The sequence below is a fragment of the Brevibacterium antiquum genome, assembly GCF_016107655.1.
GTDB classification, from domain to species: domain Bacteria; phylum Actinomycetota; class Actinomycetes; order Actinomycetales; family Brevibacteriaceae; genus Brevibacterium; species Brevibacterium antiquum.
Genome location: NZ_JABASX010000001.1, coordinates 696,416 through 712,299 on the forward strand (window position 1 = coordinate 696,416; position 15,884 = coordinate 712,299).

General features: G+C 58.3%; 13 protein-coding genes. 7 read left to right on the plus strand and 6 right to left on the minus strand.

The genetic code is table 11. The features are described 5' to 3' along the window. Positions 1-10: 10 nt before the first annotated feature. The 5 genes from JFC13_RS03265 to JFC13_RS03285 form a co-directional block, all read right to left on the minus strand. Positions 11-958: a hypothetical protein gene (locus tag JFC13_RS03265; protein WP_198395630.1), complete on the minus strand. Its 948-nt coding sequence runs from the start codon at positions 956-958 to the stop codon at positions 11-13. Between the two features lie 36 nt (positions 959-994). Beyond that, on the minus strand, positions 995-2,374 hold the full coding sequence (locus JFC13_RS03270) for a J domain-containing protein (RefSeq protein WP_198395631.1): 1,380 nt from the start codon (positions 2,372-2,374) through the stop codon (positions 995-997). Between the two features lie 67 nt (positions 2,375-2,441). Beyond that, positions 2,442-2,777 (minus strand): hypothetical protein, encoded by a 336-nt coding sequence (locus JFC13_RS03275; protein ID WP_198395632.1) that lies wholly within the window; start codon positions 2,775-2,777, stop codon positions 2,442-2,444. 6 nt (positions 2,778-2,783) lie between these two features. Continuing rightward, positions 2,784-2,975 (minus strand): hypothetical protein, encoded by a 192-nt coding sequence (locus JFC13_RS03280; RefSeq protein WP_198395633.1) that lies wholly within the window; start codon positions 2,973-2,975, stop codon positions 2,784-2,786. A 59-nt stretch (positions 2,976-3,034) separates the two neighbouring features. Then, positions 3,035-3,667 (minus strand): hypothetical protein, encoded by a 633-nt coding sequence (locus tag JFC13_RS03285; protein ID WP_198395634.1) that lies wholly within the window; start codon positions 3,665-3,667, stop codon positions 3,035-3,037. A gap of 122 nt (positions 3,668-3,789) precedes the next feature. Here JFC13_RS03285 and dnaE point away from each other — a divergent pair, with 122 nt between their 5' ends. The 7 genes from dnaE (at position 3,790) to JFC13_RS03320 (ending at position 14,885) form a co-directional block, all read left to right on the plus strand. After that, positions 3,790-8,094 carry a DNA polymerase III subunit alpha gene (dnaE, locus tag JFC13_RS03290; protein WP_198395635.1) on the plus strand — a complete coding sequence of 1,435 codons (4,305 nt, stop codon included), beginning with the start codon at positions 3,790-3,792 and terminating at the stop codon, positions 8,092-8,094. A 200-nt stretch (positions 8,095-8,294) separates the two neighbouring features. Further along, positions 8,295-8,870 carry a single-stranded DNA-binding protein gene (locus tag JFC13_RS03295; RefSeq protein WP_198395636.1) on the plus strand — a complete coding sequence of 192 codons (576 nt, stop codon included), beginning with the start codon at positions 8,295-8,297 and terminating at the stop codon, positions 8,868-8,870. A gap of 25 nt (positions 8,871-8,895) precedes the next feature. Next, positions 8,896-9,363 (plus strand): hypothetical protein, encoded by a 468-nt coding sequence (locus JFC13_RS03300; protein ID WP_198395637.1) that lies wholly within the window; start codon positions 8,896-8,898, stop codon positions 9,361-9,363. An 11-nt stretch (positions 9,364-9,374) separates the two neighbouring features. Then, complete coding sequence (locus JFC13_RS03305) at positions 9,375-10,337, plus strand: hypothetical protein (RefSeq protein ID WP_198395638.1); 963 nt, start codon at positions 9,375-9,377, stop codon at positions 10,335-10,337. Further along, positions 10,334-12,181, plus strand: a complete 1,848-nt coding sequence (locus JFC13_RS03310) for a hypothetical protein (protein ID WP_198395639.1) — start codon at positions 10,334-10,336, stop codon at positions 12,179-12,181. Before JFC13_RS03305 ends, JFC13_RS03310 begins: the two co-directional genes overlap by 4 nt. A 33-nt stretch (positions 12,182-12,214) precedes the next feature. Continuing rightward, positions 12,215-13,687 carry a vWA domain-containing protein gene (locus tag JFC13_RS03315; RefSeq protein WP_198395640.1) on the plus strand — a complete coding sequence of 491 codons (1,473 nt, stop codon included), beginning with the start codon at positions 12,215-12,217 and terminating at the stop codon, positions 13,685-13,687. 85 nt (positions 13,688-13,772) lie between these two features. Beyond that, positions 13,773-14,885, plus strand: a complete 1,113-nt coding sequence (locus JFC13_RS03320) for an AAA family ATPase (protein ID WP_198395641.1) — start codon at positions 13,773-13,775, stop codon at positions 14,883-14,885. Between the two features lie 34 nt (positions 14,886-14,919). Here the strand turns inward: JFC13_RS03320 and JFC13_RS03325 are convergent, their stop codons facing one another. Then, positions 14,920-15,537: a hypothetical protein gene (locus tag JFC13_RS03325; protein WP_198395642.1), complete on the minus strand. Its 618-nt coding sequence runs from the start codon at positions 15,535-15,537 to the stop codon at positions 14,920-14,922. Between the last annotated feature and the right edge of the window lie 347 nt (positions 15,538-15,884).

Here is a 15,884-nt window from a genome sequence, read left to right on the forward strand (position 1 = left end):
TGATCTCGATCTATTCGGTAATGGTGAGGTCGCCGTTGCCGTCGGGTTCCAAATCCCAGTCGACGTCGGAGAGCTCGTCGGCACTGGAATCGAGCCGGGCGGCGATGACCTTGGAGTTGAGGTCGCCGCAGTCCTGGTGAAAGCCACTGCCGCCACGTGCCGCCTTGGCCAACTTCTTGCCCACAGTTCGGGGTGAAGCATCGTTGTCTTTCGCCCATTCCTGGAGGTCACCGGAATGGCGTTGGCACCAGCTGCCGGCGAATTCGCGCAGCCTGGCCTCAGATTCAGGATTCAGGAGCTGATTGCCGTCTTGATCAACGGAGGAGACGAGTGCGGAAGTGAACTCGGTCGAGATATGGTCAACCCGGTACTTCTCCATCGGCACCTGCTCCAGTGGGGCTTTGTCATACCCGCGCAGACGCGCGGCGAGCTTGTCCTCGAATGTGTCGCGGTCAGCAAAGGCATCTCCCGCAACATCGCCGGAGAACGAGTCGGATTTGGTGTTGTGGCGAAGATCGTTGGGCACATCTTCAACTGTGCCCAGTTCGCCGTTGGCGCGAGCCCAGAAAACCACGGGAGTCTCAGCCCAATCAGAGCCGTGTCCAAGACTGACTCGAGACCCGTATTCATAGTTGATGAAGTCGGAGACAACCTCTTGCCTGGCATTGAGATAGGCGGCTTTCTCCTCCTGCGGAGCGTTGGCGTACTCGTTGCCGAGGTTCATGTGCGCAAAGTCTGTGGTCTTCGTCCCGACGATGATGTGCTCATCCCCGCCAACATTGGTCACCCTGGCCTCGTCGAAGTCGTCGAAGGGTTCGAGGTTGACGGAGTCATACTGGTCGACGTCGAGTCGGCGCCCATCTATGTCGAGGCCAGAAACATTTGGTCTTGTCTTGGTCGCCTCTAAGAATTGGCCGCCTTCAGGGATGCCAGCCTGCACACGATTGAGGTTGCTCATACCCTCACTACGTGCGGCAGATGAGGGTATGAGCAGTCAGGCGATGACCATGGCCATGATTCGACCCATGAGCTCACGATCGACAGCCGGGGCGTGTGGGCCGCTGGCAGCAAACCATTTGGCGATGTCGGAGATGACGAACTGTGCATCTCCGACGACCATGCCATTGCTGGCGTTGTTGTCCCACGTGTGGCCAGCGCCCTCGTCCGTCGAGTGAATCAGCACCCACGGGCGGATCTCGTAGCCGGGAAGGATCTTCTGATAGTTCGCTGCCGCCGCGTTCATGCGAATGGGTCGGATCTGCCCCTGACCCACCGAGGGGGAGAACATGGTCTCGGGCGAGCCAGGCGTCGGAGCCACCCGCACGTGACCCGGTGCCCACATCTTGGAATCGATGAGTGCAACCTTGTCGCCATAGATCACGGCATGATCGACATCAGCTTCGGAGTCGACATCGAAGCGCAGTCCGTGGAAGATCTTTGCACCAGGGAACCGAGTCAGCAGCTGTAAGAGATCAGCACTGCGATGCTCTCCAACGGATCCGTAACCGCCGCGGTCACCGAAGACCTCTTCCAGCCGATTACCAGGCGTGCCGAAGATATCGAAGACGGCAGTCTTGTCGTCAACGACTCGAGTATTCTTCCACCGACCCAACAGTGGCGCCGAGACCCACGCGAAGAAGACTCCGAGCCAGACCGTCATGAACCCCAGAAGGTCGATGGGATTGAAAAGGATGGCCAGAGCAGTCACTACCGCCAGCAGTATGTAGGGCAGAATCCGATCGATCCTGAAAGTCGCTACGAATGCTGCCCACGGAGTGATCATGGTTGCAGCGGGCAAGAACAGGGCGGACCAATCCTCATGCGTTGCGGCCAAGTACACGCTCAAGATGGCGCCTATGAACGTGACCGGACCGATGAGGATGTTGGCAAGCTGGCGCAGACGCATCGCGACAGGTACCTCGTATTTGCCGCCGAACGTGCGACCCAGCGGAGGGCTGAAGCGCTGAGGGCCGGACGGCATGGTCACATCGTCCATGTCGATCAAAGGCAGCGGAGCCGCATACTTACGCGACTGGTTCTCGTTCCAGTTCTGGCCGTAGTTGGGAGCCTTCGGTGGAGGCCCGTTGCGTCGACGAGGGTTCGGTCGTGGGCGAGTCTGTGCTCCAGGTACTGGATCAGGTGCCGACTTGGTGTGGATGCCGACCGAGATGTCATAGGTTGCACGTGATGAGGCATCGGACAAAACCGACATAGCCTCCTGAGCCGCAAGATAGCGTGGCGAGGACTCACCGCCGTTGAGGTCGGGGTGATCGGTCTTGGCGATCTTGAGGTAGGCCTTCTTGACCTCGGCTGCCGTCGCAGCAGGGGTGATGTTGAGTATGTCGTAATAGGTGATGTTCGGTGCCTGTGCCATTGTCCTCACGCCTTGCTTCCTGGTGTCGGTCCTTTCTGTTCCCAAAGGATTCGAATGCTTATCACTATTATTGGTGTTGGGGCTCCGGCGTGGCTCGCTTCGGTTCTGAAAGGCTGGCGAAGATGGCAGCGACACTGGCTGTGACGAGGATGAAGAGCATCAGGACAGTGATGAGGATGCACCCCATCTCAGCGTTGGTGGAACCATCCTGGCCCGCAAAGCCGAATAGAGTCGTGATCGTCAACACGATGCCCGACAATCGAAGGACTGGCTCTCCCGGCGTCACTGACGATTTGCCGCCGACTCTGAGGTCATCGACGAGGCCCGTGAGAGAGCGGGCAGAAATCCACGATACAGCGATGCACACCGAGGAGAGGAAGCCGAAGAGCCCGATGCTGTCCACGGCAGATCAGCCCGTGACCTTTTCAAGAAGTGATTCCAAGAAGCCAGCGAAGTCTGTCCCAAACCACGAGTCGATGACCCCGGCGCCGGCAACAGCGAGGACGAAGAGGAGCACGATAATTATCAGCGGCCCGATCAGCGGAGAAAAGAGGCTCAGGCATGAGTCGAAGCAGTCTTCGTCATTGTCGTCATATCCCATACAAGTGTCTATGCGCCGATTGACTCGGTACAGTCAATCACTGGTGAGAGGTAGACACATCAGACAGCCATGGGCGGCCGGGACTGGTTGAGGCTTCCGATCTCGGCATCCTGGTCGGCAGCGATCGCCTCATCGAGAGATGCTGTGTAGGAACGCGACCACTCCACGGCGAGCTGATGGGCGTACGCATCGTCATCGACTTCGCCACTGCGGGCGACGATTCTCTCGCTGGGGTGAGTGTCAGCTGCGAAGTCTTGGCCTTGCCGGGATGCAAATGCCGCCATATGACCGTGAGCGGTCTCCACTCGTGCCCACCGGTAGTCAAACTCATTCTCAGACATGTTAGGCAGAGATCCTCGAGCCTCATCACGCGCTTCATGCTTGGTCAACATGATGAGGTTGGGTACGTGCTCGTCACCGATAGGGTTGCGCGCCTCGCAAGTGTCGATGAGCTCATTGCGAGTTTGCTCAGCCTGCTCGATGTCGGGCACATCAATTGCCCGGACACGGTGGGGTGCGGTTTTGGGGTCGATGAGGGACCTGGCGATGGCCTCAGCGGAGGTGTCAAAATCAACTGCCTGGTCAAACTGGTCAGCGTCAAGACCGAGGTCGATCGACGGGCGTGCTCGGGCACTTTCGGCATACTGGCCGCCGTCTGGGACCCCGGCGTGAACGCGGTTGTGATTACTCATACTCTCCCTACGTGCGGCAACATTCACAAACGACCGAAATAGGACACCCGGCAGGGGTATAGCGGCACAACGAGTTCTTCACTGGTCCGACACATGTTCGAGTTCGCCGCATATATACGGGTATGGGCTTCACACATTTGCACGTTCACACCGAGTACTCGCTGCTCGATGGATTCGGACGTATCGACGACATGGTTCGCCACGCCTACAAATCGGGTCAGAAGGCGCTGGCCATCACCGACCACGGCACGGTCGGTGGCACATACAAGCTCCACGACGCCTGCCACAAACTCAAAGACGAGCTAGTGGAAGCTGGCGACCTCGACGCTGATGCCGAGCTGCCGGTCAAGCCTATCTACGGCATCGAAGCCTATATGGCCATCGGTTCCCGTCATGAGAATAACCTCATGACTGTGCCCCGTGACGGTGGAGACAGTGACAACTATGAGAAGTCCGAGGTCTCGAGCCACAAGAAGAAGAAATACGACCATCTGACGATTCTGGCGATCAGCGAAATCGGCTGGTCGAACCTGCTCTCTCTGCACCGTAAATCCTATGACACGTGCTGGGGCAAGCACCCCCGAATGGACTACGAGCTCCTCGCCGAGCATCACGAAGGACTCATCGTCCTCACCGGATGCCTGGCAGGCCCGGTTGCGGGACCTCTCCACCGAGGTGACCGTGACTCCGCTGCTGAAAACCTCAACAGCCTAATCGACATCTTCGGGTCCGAGAATACTTACGTCGAGATCATGGACCACGAGATCGCATCAGAGAGGGCAATCACCGGCGATCTGGTCGACCTAGCTGACGAGGCCGGCGTCGAGGTTGTCGCCACCAATGACTGCCACTTCACCCATGAAAGCGACGAACCGATCCACGAGTCATGGTTGGCTGTCCAGTCTGGGACAACGATCAGTGACCCGAAGCGGTTCCAGTTCAATGGCACCGGCTACTACCTCAAGACCGAAGACGAAATGCGTTCCATCCGAGACGAGGACTGGTGGGACAAAGCAGTCGAGACCACCATGGCGATCAACAATCGTGTCGATGGTGATGTCATGCCTGCTGCCAGACGCAGACTCCCAAACTTCCCGGTCCCCGAAGACTTCACTATCTCAGACAAGAAACGTGGTCTGTCGAAGGTGCTGTTGGCAACCGGCGAGAAGGTGTCGTGGACCGCCGCTGACCACTTTCTGTTCGCCAAAGTCATCGAGGGTGCCAAGTTCCGCTATGAAGCAGGGCTGACTGATGACATCAAGTCACGCATCAAGGAAGAGTTCAGCGTTGTCTCGGGCATGGGATTTTCCGATTACTTCCTCATCGTCGACGACATCATCGCCTGGGCCAGAAGCGAAGGCATCGCAGTGGGCCCAGGGCGAGGCAGCGCCGCAGGGAGTGTGCTCTCTTATGCGTTGGGAATCGTCAACGTCGACCCGTTGCGATACAACCTCCTGTTTGAACGGTTCTTGGAGCCAGGCCGTGCTGATATGCCCGATATTGATGTCGACTTCGAACAGCGACACCGAGATAAGGTCATTGCTTATATCTCTCGCCGGTGGGGCTCAGACATGGTCGCCAAGATCGGCACTTATGGCTCTGCCCTGTCGAAAGAGGCTTTTCAGAAGGCAGCAAAGGTCATCGGTCGCCCTGAGCTGAGCCTGCTGTCGAAGAAACTGCCGGTCTCCAGTGGCAAACCCATGAAATTCGCCGACGCACTCGATGAAGACAACATCGAAGGTCGAGACTTTCGTCAAGCCGTCCTGGCAGGAGCTGAGGATGACGCAGACGACCTCCTCGACACAGCCCGCGGATTCGAGGGAACTGTCTGGACAAAAGGCATCCACGCCTGCGGGATCGTCATCAGCGACGAGCCTCTAACCAATCTCGTTCCACTTGCCGTCGATGTGAAGTCAGCCAACAACCCGGATCGTGCCGGATACTCTGTCACCGAGTGGGAAGGTCCCGAGCTCGAGAAATACGGCCTGCTCAAGATGGATGTTCTCGGACTGCGCAACCTCGACATCATGGTCACCGCGGCTGCGTCGATCAAGGCCGATACCGGTGAAGACATCGACATCCTCCACGGCATCCCCGACCCTACCGTTATCACCAACCCGCGCATCAAGCGAGTCTGGGACCTCATCTCATCTGGCCAGACGGCAGGACTTTTCCAGCTTGAATCCTCAGGCATGATCGAGGTCTGCGAGAACGTGGCGCCCCACAGTCTCGAAGAACTCTCAGCAGTCATCGCACTCTTTCGGCCGGGCCCAATCTCTGCGAAGATGCCTGACCTGTTCGCCGACCGTAAGCACGGTCGGGCAACAATCGACTACGAAAAGTACACCCAGAACGAGACGGAACAGAACGCCATCGACTCAGTCCTCGGTGAGACCCAGGGGTGCATCGTCTACCAGGAACAGCTGATGCGCTTGGGCACCGTGGTAGCCGGATTCGACGCTAACTGGCGCTCGAAGCTGCGCAAGGCCGTGGGTAAGAAGAAGAAGGCACTCATGGACGAAGTGGGTGAGAAGTTCATCGCCGACGCTGGTCAGGAGATGGTGTTGGCCGACGGGTCCATCAAGCCGGCTTTTGCCGCCGAGACTGCCCGGAAACTCTGGGACGACTTCAAAGGCTCCGCAGACTACCTCTTCAACGCCTCGCACTCGTTCGCATACGCACAGGTGGCCTACACAGGCGCATATCTCAAGGCCAACTGGCCCGCACACTATGGAGCTGCAATCCTGTCGGTGACCAGCGATGACGACAAGCGTCAGTCGGCATTCACCTCACTCATGCGTGAGGGCATCAGCATCGAATCCGCCAACGTCAATTCCTCTCAGTATTCGACAGCTGCTCTCTCCAGCGATCAGGTCGTCCTCGGACTGTCCGAGATCAAAGACTGCGGCAAATCCTCGAAGGATCTCATCGCCGAACGTGAGGCCAACGGGCCGTTCGCCTCATTTGCTGACTTCATGACCCGTTGCCCGACCAGTGTCGACACCGGAGCGATCGAATCGCTCATCGCTGCCGGTGCCTGTGATGCTTTCGGGCCTCGTAAAGCACTGACTCGCGTGGTTCGCGCCGGTCGCAAGAACCCGAGCATCGCAGTTGGCCGAGAAGAATACTCGATCATCGAGCGGGCCAAGCGGCAGAAGGATAAGACAGGGTTGGTCACCGCTGACACTCACCCCATGACACTTCTGGGAGGTGAGATCCGCCAGTGGAAGAACGAACACGCATCAACATCGACCTGGGCGAAGCTGCACCGGGCAACGAAGGCCGAAGACGGGGAGTCACTGACAACAGTTGGAATGGTCAGCAAGTGGGATGTGCGCTGGACCAGAGATGGTCGCAGTCAGTATGTGCGATTTACCATTGAAACCGCCCACGAGGCCCTCGACGGCATCGCCTTCCAGTCCAGCCTCGACCGTCTGGGCCGCAAAGACGAGTCACTCATGGTCGGCGACCTCGCCACAGTATCCGGTGACATTCAGGTTGCCGAGCGCGTAGGCACTGATGACACTGACGAACAGACATATGACATCAGCCGCGAGATCAAAGCATTCCGCATCGGCAAAATCGACATTGATGAGATGAAGGCTGATGAGGCAGGCATTGACCTCTCAAGGATCTTCGCCTGCTACCAGCCAGACGACGAGGCTTTAGACGAAGAAGAGTCTGAGAATATGCCGGTCGCGGCCGCCGTCGACCACGGGCCCAGCGACGATACCGGAACAGACGATGACCCCGACGACGATCAAGGCAGCAGTGACGATAGGCCCGACGATGGAGGAGACGAACCTCCGGCACCTGCTGAACCCACTTCGCCCGAACATAATGAGGCAGAGCCTGTACCGGTTCAGAAGTCGAAGCCAACAGCCTCACCAGCACAGTCGACAGCAGCGGCAGGAGCTCGGACTTGGGATGATGCCTTGGCCGATGTGCGCCGGATTCCCGACACCGCAGTCGCATTGCTTGACGACGCCTACATGCGTAAAGAACGGCCCAAAGACTCCGTGCGATACTTCCGCCACTCCTACCGCGGGGTAGAAGAGAACTACATGCCCTTGAAAGTGGACCTGCCTATTGAGGGGGCCAACTACCTTCGCTTCCACGTCGACTTCGAACCCGGCATCTACGGGGCAGTCCTGACTACAGAACGCGGAGTCGACGACAAGGGCAGCACCATCTACAAATCCACCAGCGTCGTCGTCGTTGTCTTTGGTGATGACTACCAGTGGCCAGCTGGCGACATCGAACCAGAGGACATCACCTTCTCATCCGTGGCAAGCGGTGGAAAGCACATCGGCGGACTCCACGTCGAACTCTTCCAACTGGGAGGCAAACCGGGCGAGAACGTCCACGAAATCGATGACCGCGATCCAGCCCGAGAATCCGGTGTCGAAATGGTTCTCACCCCCTGACGAGCCACCACCGCAACCGATCTCTATTGCCAGTGAGACATTCGCCCGAATGCCTCTTCTGCTCCAGGAGAGCGGGAATGCGACACATCGACCATGTACTCGCATAGATACAACGAGGACGGTTTCACCGCCTGGTGAAACTCAGCCTCCACCACAAATAAGAACCTCGCGTAGCGGGGCCGATTGAAAGAAGCACTGACATGAAGCGTATCGAATTTGCTGGCAACCTCGGCGGAGACCCCAAGTATTTCGAGGCCAAGGGCAAAAAGCGTCAGCGTGCTCTCCTCAGCATCCACCTCGATCAGCCTTACCGTGGCGAGGATGCCAAGGACGAGGACGAAGTTCACGAATGGCTCTCCGTCGTCGTCTTTGGCCAGCAGGCTGACAACGTCGTCGAATCCATGTCCAGCGGTACACACGTATTCGGCTGGGGCAATCTGAACCTTCGTCCGATTGAGCATGTGCGCACCGAAACACTGCTCGAAGCTCTCGAAGACCTCGACGACGATGACATCACCGTTTCGAAGGTCAAGAAGCTCGTCGAAGGCGACTCGCGTGAGGTCAGCCTGATCCAGGTCAACGCTCAGCAGATCGCACCGTCGACGAAGTTCCAGTCGATGGAGGTTGAGAAGAACGCCAAGAAGTCCAAGTCCCGCAAGGTCACCAATGACGACGAGGAGGATGAGACACCGAAGACAAAGACTAAGTCGAAGGTTGGCGCTAAAGCGTCGAGCAAGTCCAAGGCCGCATCTGAGGATGAGGACGACGACTGGTGACGACCACCACTGGGAGTCTTTGACGATGAGCACGCATCACTCGTCGATGCTCCGACACACTCCACGATCGGTTCTGTGGTTCTACATCACAGGGCCGATCGTGGGTGTCATCACCCTCCTATCCGTCATCGGTATTGCTGTAAGTGGGGGAGTGCTTGCCGGACGCACCTGGGCCAAGCCAGTCGAGATCACCGAAGTCTCGGTCAATGAGCCTCAGTTCCGGGACCGGGTGGCCAACGACGACCTCAACATCAAATCGCTGGTTTGTGCTGGAGGCGAAGGCACCCTGCGGATCACCTTCACAAGCAGGCGCATCGACTACCTGACCGTCAACGGACCCAACGAAGCCGAATGGTCGTCCTGGGGCAACTCGGCCGTCGAAATCCCTGTCGAAGCAGGAACCTACGACCTTTCCTACTCCGGTGACTCATCCCGACTGTCGTGGCAGACCCGTGGCGACATCTCTTGCAAGCAAACCGTCTCAAGTAAGTGAGCTGAACAAACATGATCGCCCGACCGATTCCGCCCCGATATGGCGCAGACAAGTTCGTCACCCGCGTCGTCAACGGCTACCTCAAGCGTATCGAGCACCGACCCGGCCTCGTCGCCGCCTCAGTAATCTTGAGCAGAGCAGCAATCATGGTCTTGAGTATCTTGTGCAATGTCTTCCTCTTCGTGATGGCGACAGTCGTTCTGGCCCTCATTTGCTGGATAATCACCATCTCCCTTGCGCTCGGGGGATCGCTCATCGAAGGCGGGGATGTTAAAGCTGTGAGCAGCATCGCCCTTGCCGTGGTGATGTTCTCGATCCTCGTTGTCGGTGGCTCAGTGCTCGCCTACTCAACGATGAAAAGATTGATCGAATCCGCCACCACAGTCAACGATCCCACGTCCATCGTGGACGAGGCGGTCGGCCCCGTTGGCCTCATTGATTTTGCTCGCGAGCCGTATGTGAGAAGCCGAGCCTGCAATGACGCTGTCGCTACCGCTATCGTCGTCACGCATGTTCTCGGCGCCCCCGTCGACAACGCCATCATCGGTTCGGACGGTAGAGCCTCGGTAGTGTACGAGAATCAGTCGAAACCCGAAGACAGACTCTTTGACGCACTGACAACCCTCATGGCGCCAATCGCAGCCGCTGCGATCGGCAGCGGAGAACTTCGCGCGCTGAGTTCAACGATGACTCTGGGCCCCGACCGCAAGGTGGTAACGGCATTGACAGAGGCGATTGTCATCTCCGGCCTACGACCGACTGGATTCACCGGCAACCTATCTACCGAAGCACTCGTCAACGCCGCACGAGATCGCTGCCTGCCGGCATTTGACCACACCACAGTCGACCAACGCTTGATGGCCAGTCTCGAACTCGATCGCGCCCATGTCATGCGCGGCCAACGTCTGGCCTGGGTACTCACAGCTCGCCCCGCCTACGAAGTTCAGGCACAGACACAGGAATCCACATCGTGAATCCCCGCATCACCATCACCTCCGGTTTCATGACAGTGAGAGCTCCCGGCTATCCAGATGCCGCTGTCGACTCGTGGGTCGAAGCGATCGAGCTCATCCGGCACACCTTCCATGTCGCCGAACTCGTTGTCGGAGTCGAACAAGCCGGTCGCCGCTTTCTCTACGCCGTCACACCTGAGAACGTCGCAACTGCCGCACCTGACGCCTCCCCGTCGATCTTCGTCCGCTCAGCCCCGTGGACAGTCGAAGCCCATGAGCTTTCGGCCAATCCTGCCTACTCTGCTGACCGCGACTCGGCATTCGAACTGGCCGTCCAAGCACTCCCATTCCTAGCCGACAACCCCGCCGCCGTCGCAGGAATCGTCATAGACGGTCACGGCAACCGCCACGACGTGACCGTAACAACCAAAGGTGTCCACGACGGAGCAATGGCCAAGGCAGAACCCGACATGACAGAGACAGCGGCTGTCAACAGTCAAGACCTCCCCATGATCGACGACGACTTCCTCAACGGCGACGCTTCCGTGTCTGAAGACGGATTGTTCGACAGCGACGTCTCAGTATGGATTGACGACGGAGTCGATGACAACGAAATCATTCGCTCCCGAATGTCCGACCGACCACGTGGACGCAAGGCCGTTACCGGACTCATTGTGGCTGCTGTGGCCATCGTTGGACTTATGAGCACCGGGATTGCTGTCGGCGTTCAGGTCGTCGGCGGCAAGGATGAGAAGGAGACGACAGCTCAGCCTTCCGGTTTCACAAAGACCGTGGCCGGCTTTTCGGCTGACAAGCTCTCGACCGAGTGGTCACGTGGAGTCGGCGTCCGTTCCCGAGTTGGCGGAACACCTGACGGCAAGTTCGTCGCCACAGTCTCAGGTGACGACGTCCTCACCGTCAGTGCGGAAGCCACTGGTGACGAAGTCTCCGCGCTGCCGCTGCCTGGCATTCCCGACATCGGCCCACGAGGATCAATCATCGACGGTAAGCAGGCAATCATCGCCCAGAGTGGAAACACAGTCACCGTATGGCGACACAAGGCCAAGGCCTACACAGTCGACCTATCCGACCTCGATACAGAGTCAGTGATCACCTTCACCGGTGCAGAACCACTCGTGGCCACGGTGGACGGCAAACGCACCTGGCGATTTGGTGACGGCAAGCTCGAATCGTGGGCAAAGATCCCCGACCGAATGCGCCCCTACGCCATGCTTGACAATGGTCAGGTCGCCACTGGCGCTACAGACCCATACCGAATCGAATTCTTCGACAAGGCGGGAAAATCGAAGAAGAAGGTCGGGCTCAAAGCACCCAAAGGCGGCAAGGAGATCCAACGATGGATCCGGGTCACCGACCACTACGCTCTGCTGGCGTGGAAGACGAAGGGCAACATAGTCTCCGTTTCGGTCAACGATGTTGCCACCGGCGAAGTCCTTGCCAGCGAAGACTTCACCGAATCCTCCCTTAAAGACTCATCAGCCATCACCAGTGACAACTCAGACATGATTGCCTTCCCAGGCGGTCTCGTCGTCCCGACCGCCGACAACGGAAAACCAAAACTCTACAAGGTCAACGGTTTTGTGCCCTCATCGATCTCGGGTCAGTACACCTATGGTCGCGATAAATCCGGCGCCAGGGCCATGGTCGATGCCGAAGGAAATTTGTCGACTCTGACCTCAGATCAGACGATCCCTTGGCTGGTAACCGCCTCGGGCATAGCTGTGGCGCTTGACGACAACACCGCGTACGCGCTCAAACCCGATCTTGGACTGCCGACGAGCAAGCCAACGGAATCAGAGGCGCCGGCCGATTCCGAAGGCACGGATGATAAGTCGAAAGGCTGAGAGCCACCAAAAAGCCCCACATCAGTAAGGGGCATGGCTAAGAATCTTCGCACACCGACAGAGCACGAACTCACCCAGTTCAGCAAGTGGCGCAGCATCGCACTGTTCCACATGCCCTACATGGCATCGATCCTGTTTTCTCTGCGTCTGGTCTCGGCAGACGGCCTCGGCACACTCGCCGTGGACAAGAATATGAGACTCTACATTGACTTCCCCGCTGTGGAAGCCGACTACACCGATGACGAGAACGGGCAGAACCTCCTGCACGAAGCCAGCCACATCTTCGCCGACCATGCATCAGTTCGCGATGAAATCGGAGTTACAGCAGACCAAGCGATGACGTTCAATGTCGCCGCCGACGCTGCCATCAATGACGATCTCGTCGCCGGTGGACTCGACTCGTTCGCCACCTCAGGAATTATGCCCTCGCAGTTTGGTGAACCCGATCATCAGTCTGCCCAGTACTACTTCCGCTCCTTGATGAGCCGAATCGAAGACCAGAAGCCAGAAGAGGCCGAGGGTGGTGATGACACTGACGACGCTGACAGCGACTCAGGAACAAGTGGCTCAGGCCAACCCGGCGACAGCAGCAATGGCGAGGGCGAACAGTCCGATGGCGATCGCGACGACGAAGCTGGTCAGCCCAAATTTGTCGGATGTGGGTCGGTTTCTGGCGGCCAACCAGCCCCGTGCGAACTCGGCGAGGATGACGATATGGACGGTTCGGCCAAGCCAGCCACCAAGGCCGAGCGTGAACGCATCCAAGCTGTCACTGCAAAGGATGTCGAGCAGTACGTTGCCAATAACGGCATCGGCTCGGTGCCCGGAACTCTCGTCGAGGCGGCTAGAGCAGTGTTTGCGCAGAAGGCAGTTCCGTGGCAAAAGGAACTTGGAATGCTCGTCAGGCGCAGCACTCGTCGGACCTCAGGCGAAGGTGTGACTGATCATCGTAAGCGCGACCGTCGCAATCACCGACTGACGATCATGAACACGGCGACCGGAACATCCAGGCGCATCATCCTGCCTGGGCAGTCGACGCAGACCCCGAGCATCCACGTCATCCGCGATACCTCGTATTCGATGTCCGACGACGAACTCTTTGCCGCTGGTCGTGAGATTGCGGCGATCTCAAAGTCGCTGCGGATCAAGAACGATGATCTGCGCGTCTCTGATTGCGATGTCGGTCTGGGGGTTGAGTTCGGATATTCCAGTCTGGCAAGCCTTGATCAGATCCATGGGCGCGGCGGCACTGACATGGAAGAAGCTCTCGTCGAGCTGTTCGACCGTTATGACAAGAGCAACCGACCGCTGCCCTCGGCTGTAATCACCCTCACCGACGGCTTCACGCCTTGGCCCGATGAGCCGATCGTCAAGGGTGTGCCTGTGATCGCCTGCATCATCGACAGTGCAGTTGGCACGGCCATTGGCATGACGCCAGACACCCCGCCAGCGTGGATTCACTCGATCAACGTCGTCAGCGAGACGGCTCACCGCACCACCGCGTGAGCCACCGAATTTCCCCACGCCTGACCTTTGTGAGCGGCGCAGACCGCAACCCGAATACACCAATCGAAATGGGAGAGACAGAACAATGTCTGATGAATCGCTTCAACTTCGCATCGCAGCAGCCTGCGTCCGCTCCACCACAATTCCACTGTTCTCCGGCGACGTGGGACTGGGAAAGACTGCCACATGGAAAGCTCTCGCCGAAGCCTGGGGATACCACTTCGAGGCTGTAGTCGGATCCAACCGTGATCGTCAGGACTTCATGGGCCTGCCAGCTGAGCACGATGGCATGACCAGCTACCTCGATGTGGACTGGGCACGCCGGGCTTCTGAGGCTGAGAAGGCCATCGTCGTCTTCGACGAGTTCAACACAGGCGGCGATGTCTTCAAGGCCATGCTCCGCGTACTGGGAGAGCGCACAGTCGGTAATCTGACTCTGCCTCAGACTGTATCGATGGTCGCCCTGATGAACCCAGTCGACATTGCTGTCGACGGCGTTGACCTCGCCGCCCCGATCGCCAACCGCTTCGCCCACTTCAACTGGGCATTCGACCTCAACGCCTGGCTCGACGGTGTTGTCGATGACTTCGCCTCCCAAGACATCCCCGCTATGGGCACACTGCTGGGGCCTGATACCGTCGCCCACCGTGCCAAGATGCGCTCAATGCTTGCCACCTACCTGCGGATGTCTCCCACAGAGGTCAACCCCGGAACCCCGGAAGATTTCACCACTCAGGCTGGTGCCTTCGCCAGCCCGAGGACGTGGACGTTCGCAATGCAGATCCTCGGCGAACTGCGCGAAAACGACGAGGATGCGATCTTCACCGCAGTCAAAGGCTGTGTGGGAGAAGCCGCCGCACACCGATTCGTGGCATGGAAGTCACAGTATGACCTCTACGACCCCGAATGGGCCATGGACAACCCTGACGAGGTCGACTTCACCTCACGCGCCGACCTCATCTACGCACTACTGGGAGCCGTACAGACGCTAGGCAAGACCAGCGACGAGGCATGGTCGAAGGCGATGGAACTCGTCACCCGTTGCGGCGAACAAGGACGCGCAGACGTCGCCCAGCCTGCCGCACGTTCACTGCTGAACTCCAAGCCCGACGATGCCACGGTCGGTAAGCGCACCGCAGAGATCTTCTCAGATGTCTACCGTGCAGTCGGGGTCTGGGAGGACGATTCCACCGCCTGACAGGCTAATCGCCACCCATTGGCCCGGTTCTCCTTCAGTGGGGGAGCCGGGCCAATTTTCGTGCTTTGAGCCTTGCCTCGACGACGTGACGAGTCGATGCGTCATCGCTTAGCGCTGCCGCCTTCGACAGGGCTATCGGCAGCGCACGCGGGTTATAGACAATCGCGGTCACAAGCTCCTCACGGTCTTCTGTAGACCAATCTGCCGCCTTGGCAATGAGCGCCAGGTGCCCTCGATAAGAGACTCGCAGATGCTTGGCTGACTCAATGGCGACCTGCTTGTCGGAATCAAGGCAGAGCCGATTGATCGCCGGTCGTGGAGTGAATGGGTTGCCGCTGGCTAAGAGTCGGACACTCGATGAGGAATTGCCGGCGAGACGAGACAGGGTGACAAGATCGTCGCTGAGGTAGGCAAGCGTTTCGTCGTCGTCGAGGAAACTGTCGAGCCATTCGTGGATGGAGCTGGTACCGAATACGTGGTTAAAATCAGTGTCGGAGTAAGCCCGAGCGATTGCATGTATCTCGGGGGAGTCGTCGGTTAAATCAAATAGGTCGGCGGTACTCATTGACTCGATCGTTTCGGTGACATCGATTCTCTCGACATCGCCGCCGTGGGTATGGCAGGTGAAGATGACTTGCGGCATGGTGATCACTGGGGCTTTCGATCTCGGTCTCATACGGTCAGCGGTGAAATGTCCGCCTACTTATGGCTATGCGCAAACCCTGTTGCGTGATGTCTGTTCGTCACCTGCCAAGGACATGTATTTCGTAACCGATTCGAGGCCCGCAGATACCAGTGCCGGACCTCTCTTAAGTGGTGAGCTGTGACCGAGTGCGCTGCTGGTTGGTTAGGTGGCAATGCGGCTCAATCTTGGGCAGCAGGGCAGGCTCGAAATTCCGACCCTCAAATGACGCGGGTGCCCTCACCAGGCATGACAGGCAAAATCCCACCAACTGGACTCAATACGAGGGGTATCACCACCCCAAAACACGTCTGGAA